The sequence below is a fragment of the Nonomuraea sp. KM90 genome, from assembly GCF_052246675.1.
GTDB lineage: Bacteria > Actinomycetota > Actinomycetes > Streptosporangiales > Streptosporangiaceae > Nonomuraea.
This window is the reverse complement of the sequence record NZ_JBQQCB010000273.1, coordinates 1-4,991: the sequence shown is the minus strand read 5'-3', so window position 1 is coordinate 4,991 and position 4,991 is coordinate 1. Positions and strand designations below refer to the sequence as shown.

4 protein-coding genes are annotated in these 4,991 nt (G+C 72.2%); 1 reads left to right on the top strand and 3 read right to left on the bottom strand.

The features are described from left to right. From ACTWPW_RS62975 to ACTWPW_RS62965, 3 genes are all read right to left on the bottom strand, one after another. On the bottom strand, positions 1-629 hold a 629-nt coding region (locus ACTWPW_RS62975), incomplete at its 3' end, for an extracellular solute-binding protein (protein WP_443174847.1). A gap of 22 nt (positions 630-651) precedes the next feature. Next, positions 652-2,358, bottom strand: a complete 1,707-nt coding sequence (locus ACTWPW_RS62970) for a CBM35 domain-containing protein (protein WP_443174846.1) — start codon at positions 2,356-2,358, stop codon at positions 652-654. Between the two features lie 43 nt (positions 2,359-2,401). Further along, positions 2,402-4,345, bottom strand: coding sequence for a glycoside hydrolase family 127 protein (locus ACTWPW_RS62965; protein WP_443174845.1), 1,944 nt, complete (start codon positions 4,343-4,345; stop codon positions 2,402-2,404). Between the two features lie 126 nt (positions 4,346-4,471). Here ACTWPW_RS62965 and ACTWPW_RS62960 point away from each other — a divergent pair. Then, the coding region (locus ACTWPW_RS62960) for a LacI family DNA-binding transcriptional regulator (RefSeq protein ID WP_443174844.1) at positions 4,472-4,991 on the top strand (520 nt) is incomplete at its 3' end.

Here is a 4,991-nt window from a genome sequence, read left to right as displayed (position 1 = left end):
GCTCCCCAGAACCACGGCAGGAACTGGAAGCTGCCCTCCTCGGTGCCGATCGCCGAGAACGTGATGCCCTTCTTCCCGGCACCCTTCACCTTCCCCAGCGCCGCCGTCAGCGTCGCCCAGTCCTTGATCGACGCGGGGTCTACCCCGGCCTTGTCCAGCACCGCCTTGTTGTAGTACAGCGCCAGGGTGTTGGCCCCGATCGGGACGCCGTACGTCTTGCCGCCGGTCTGCCCGGCCGCCAGCAGGTTGGGCGCGATCGACGAGGTGTCGGTCCTGGTCTCCTCGGTCGTCGTCAGCACGCCGGCCTCGGCCAGCGTCGACACCACCGGGTTGTCCACGATCAGCACGTCGGGCGCGTTGCCCTGCTGCGCCGCCAGCAGCGCCTTGTTCGTCAGGTCCGTCGTGTCGTAGCCGGTCCGCTCGACCGTCACCCCGGCCTGGGTGCCGCACTTGTCCAGCAGCTTCACCCACTCCGAGCTCTTGTCGAACTGGGGATAGGGGTCCCAGACGGTGTACGCGCCGGAGGGCTGCGCGGAGGTGGAGGCGTCCTGGGGGGACCCGCAGGCCGCCAGCGTGACGGCGGCCAGGGCCAGGCAGGCCGCCCGCCGGGCGGGGACGGAGCTCGCCATGTCGGTTGTTTCCTCTCGAAGGTCAGGTGAGCTGGATGTAGTCCAGCTCGGCGTATCCGGTGCCGCCCGCGAAGTAGGGGGAGCCCTTGGCCAGGCGGATCACGTTGTAGCCGGCGTTGAGCGTGACGGTCGTGGCGACCGTCGCGCCGAACTGGCCCCAGGCCGGGGTCGGCGGGTAGCTGACCGTGCCCCAGGCGCCGCCGTTGTAGGCCAGGCCCTGGGTGGCGGTGGCGCCCGTGCCGTTGGCGTACCCGATGGTCATCGTGTACGCGCGGGCGGTGGGCACGTTGACGACGAAGTCCACGTAGCTGTCGGTGCGGGGGGTGCCCGAGTTGTCGATGCGGCCGACGTACCCGCCGCCGGACGCGCTGGAGGTGGTCAGGCGCTGGGCGCGGAACACCGAGGCGTTCTCGGCCTCGTAGCGCTGCTGGTAGGCCGGCACCCCGGAGGCCGGCTCGACGACGAGCTGGTAGGCGCTGGTGGCCACCATGTCCGGCACCGACACGCTCAGCTGGCCGTTGCTGACCGTTCGGGTGGTGGTGGAGACCGTGGTGGGGGCGGTCACGGCGGTGAAGCGGCCGCTGGAGGGGGTGGACAGCAGCGTGACCCGCACGCTGGAGCCGAGCGCGCCCAGGCCGGTCAGGTTGACGGTGTTGGTGCCCGCCTCGTTGCCGAACACCACGTTGACGATCCTGCGGGTGCCGTCGTACGCGGCGAAGCCGTCCAGGCCGGTCGTGGTGGTCGAGCCGGTCGTGACCATGCTGCCGGCCATGTCGCCGTACCACTTGTACAGCCACCACGTGCCGGTCGGCTGGTTGTTGTTCACGACCAGGCCGTTCATGGTGCCGTACTCGTACCAGAAGGCGCGGTGCGCGGACTCCACGCCGCCGCGTTCGAGCTTGGCCACGTAGCTGGCGATCCGGCCGGGCACGTCCACCTCGGCCGGGGCGGCGTACTCGTTGATGGAGATCCGGCGCGGGCTGATGCCCAGCGACGCCTCCAGGCTGCGGTAGTCGGCGAGGTCGGCGGCGATCCTGGTGGGGTTCTGCAGCTCGTGCCAGCAGATGATGTCGGGCAGCGTGCCGGTGTCCCTGGCGCGCGTTAGGAACGCCTGCATCCAGGAGCGGCTGTAGGTGGCCGTGCTCGGGCCGACGATCGGGGTGAGCGGGTCGAGGGCGCGGACCGCCCGGTGCGTACGCACCCAGCCGTCGTTGAAGTTGCCCGCCGCCGCGGTGTTCCAGGTGTAGTGGGGCTCGTTCCAGAGCTCCCAGCCGATCACGTTGGTGACCGTGGTCGCCGACAGCCTGGCGTTGACCATGGTGGTGACCTTGGCCAGCCAGTCGTCCCAGCTCACCCACCGGTAGGGGAAGTCGGGGTAGATGTCCGGCATCCGGATGAACTGCCCGGCGCCCACGCGGGTGGCCTGCGGCGCCACCAGCAGCGAGTCACCGCCCGGCGGCTGGCCGTTGGGACGCTGGCCGACGCCCGGGGCAGGCTGCGTCAGCGAGTTGACCTTGATCGGCAGCAGCGTCGAGTCGGCCGGCCTGCCGTTCTCGGCCAGGCCGTACAGGCCGCCGGAGGCGGCGTGCGTGACGGGGCGGAACGGCTGCGCGACGTTGACGGTCAGGGTCGCGCCGGCCGCAGCCTGGGCGGGTGCCGCCAGTCCGCAGGCGAGCATGGCGGCGGTCAGTAAGACGGCGGCGGTTCGCTTCGGTCGGGGGGTGGACACGTACGTACCTCGCTCTGTCTGGTAGGGACAGGGGCTGGGTGGGTCATCCCGCGTCGGCCACCGGAATCCAGACCCGCATCGGGCCCTCGCTCCGGTTGCCCCACAGGAAGTAGGGGACGGCGGTGAGCGCCAGCGCCGGGCCGGCGGTTTCGTCGCCGCCCTCGCTGGTGTAGAGCGGCGCGCCGGCGACGCCGTCGAGTGCCGAGCCGGACGCCGTGATCACGACGGGGGACGCGTCGCCCCCGGAGGTCCTGAGCGGGCCGCGGGGGTGCAGGCGCACGTCCTCCAGCACGGTGCCCTCGGGCAGGTCGTGCTGCTCCAGGCAGTAGACCAGCGGCCCCCGGGCCAGGGTGACGCAGCCGCGCACGGCGTCCACGCGGGGGTGGGGGCGTACCTGCCTGGCGGGCATGGCGAGGTCCAGCACGACGCCGGTGCCGTCGCCCCAGGCCCTGGTCAGGCGCAGGTAGCCGTCCTCGGGGGAGGCCTCGACCGGTTCGCCGCCGATCAGCAGCGTGTGGGAGTCGCACCAGGACGGCACGCGGAGCGCCAGCGTCCACGGTTCGGCGGTCCGCGAGGCCACGGTCAGCTCCACCCGCCCCTGCCAGGGATAGGAGGTGCGCACCTCCACCCGGGCCGCGCCGGTGTCGATCGTGGCCCCGGCGTACAGGTGGAGCTGCACGCCGCCCGCGTCGCCGGTGGCCAGGTAGGCGGGCAGGGAGGCCATGAGGCGGGCGATGTTGGGCGGGCAGCAGGCGCACGAGTACCAGGGCAGGCGGTGCCCGGCCGCCTCCTCGCCGGCGTTGGAGTGGCCGGTGCGCAGGTGCAGCGGGTTGGAGTAGAAGAAGTGCCGGCCGTCCTGGGAGACGGCCGCGGCGACGCCGTTGAGCAGGACGCGCTCCATCTCGTCGGCGTAGCGGGCCCGGCCGGTGGCCAGCAGCAGGCGCCAGCTGAGGTGGAAGCTCGCGATCGAGGCGCACGTCTCGGCGTAGGCGCGGTCGGGCGGCAGCTCGTACGGGTCGCCGTACGCCTCGTCGCGGTGGCGCGAGCCGTGCGCGCCCGTCACGTACGTCCTGGTGCGGCAGGCGTCGTCCCACAACCGCTCCGCCGCCGCCAGCAGCGCCAGGTCGCCGGTCTCCACGGCCACGTCCACCATGCCCGCCAGCAGGTAGAGCTGGCGCACCGAGTGCCCGGCCACCTCCGTCGCCTCGCGCAGCGGCACGTGGTCCTGGTGATAGCGGGGGCCGAACCGGCCGTGGTCGAGCAGGCCCCGGCCGCGCAGGTCGAGGAAGCGCCGGGCGAGGTCGAGATAGGGGCGGTGCCCGGTGAGGCGGTAGAGCTCGGCCAGCGCGGTCTCGATCTCCGGATGCCCGCACACCTCCTCCACCCGCGAGAACCGCTCCACCAGCAGGTCGGCCAGGCGCCGGGCCACCTCGACCAGCTCGGGGCTCGTCCCGGTCCGCCCCGCGGCGACGGCGGCCTGGATGAGGTGCCCGGCGCAGTAGAGCTCATGGCTCCAGACCGGCTTGAGCCAGCGCTGGTCCGGCTCGGCGACGGTGAAGTAGGAGTTCAGGTAGCCGTCGGCCTGCTGGGCGCGGGCCAGCAGCGCGACCGTGTCACCGGCGAAGTCCCGCAGGCGCGGGTCGGCCCCGGGCGTGGCCAGCTCCCAGAGCGCGGCCTCCAAGGTCTTGTACACGTCGGAGTCGGCGAACCACATCCCCGCGAACTCGTGCCCGCCCGGGTCGCCGGCGGCGGCGCGCAGGTTGTCCAGGTTCCCGCTGCTCTCCAGCCGTTCGAGGCAGTGCGGCAGCGTGTGCTCGGCGTTGCGCCGCCGCCATTGCCCGAGCAGCCCGCCGTCGTCCAGCAGCACCCGGTCCAGGCCGAGCGGCCGGAGCGAGGAGACCGCTCCGGGGCCGGGGACGGCGGGGCCGGCGTCCGGCGGGAGGCCGGCTGTGGCCAGGGGGTTGCCTGCGGGTTTCGGCGTAGTCATCCGGCTCTCTCATCGCGACAAACGGGAAAGTTAGGAAATCGTTTGCCTCACGCTAGCAACGCTCTGTTCCCGTAGTCAACGGGATGTACAGTTGAGATGGCAAGGCTTCAGGAAAGTGGAGGAAACATGGGGAAATTGGCGCGGCACGTCACCATCGCCGACGTCGCGGCGCTGGCGGGGGTGTCGGTGGGCACGGCCTCCAAGGCTCTCAACGGTCGTGGTTCGCTGCGGGAGGAGACGCGGGTGCGGGTGCGGGAGGCGGCCCGGCAGTTGAACTTCGAGGTGAACGCGGGGGCGCGGAGTCTGCATTCGGGGCGTACGTACACGGTGGGCATGATCACCACGGACACGATCGGGCGGTTCAGCATCCCGGTGCTGATGGGTGCGGAGGACGCGCTGGGGGCGGGGCAGATGTCGGTGTTCCTGTGTGACGGGCGCGATGATCCGATCCGGGAGCAGTACCACGTCAAGACGCTGATCGGGCGGCGGGTGGACGGCATCATCGTGACCGGCCGGCGCACCCAGGCCCGCGCCCCGATCGCCGCGTCGCTGCCCGTGCCGGTGGTGTACGCGTTCATCAGCTCGACCGACCCCGACGACTGCTCGGTGGTGCCCGACGAGGCGGGTGGCGCGCGCAAGGCCGTCG